The following is a 245-nucleotide window of genomic DNA, read 5'->3' on the forward strand; positions in this document are numbered from 1 at the left end:
CTTGCTCGCGAAAGCGGTCTTAAGCCTTGCGCACCCGTAAGCAACGCCACAAGGCTACGACCATGAACAGGCTCACCACCGCCCAACCCCACGCCTGCTGGTTCATCAACCCTTCACGGAACAACTGCGGCGCAATGCCGGCACCGATGATGAACGCCAGCAACGCAATCTCCCGCCGCAGCCCGCTCACCGGACGCACCAGGTACACCAGCGCCGGCAGCACCAGCGCGGCACTCGGGAAGCTG

At 64.5% G+C, this 245-nt stretch carries 1 pseudogene; it reads right to left on the reverse strand.

Features of this window, described 5'->3' with window-relative positions:
• Nucleotides 1-19: 19 nt before the first annotated feature.
• Nucleotides 20-245 (reverse strand): annotated as a pseudogene (locus HX846_RS26310) (beta (1-6) glucans synthase); the annotation flags it as partial.

This window comes from Pseudomonas sp. K5002 (genome assembly GCF_013386655.1).
GTDB lineage: Bacteria > Pseudomonadota > Gammaproteobacteria > Pseudomonadales > Pseudomonadaceae > Aquipseudomonas.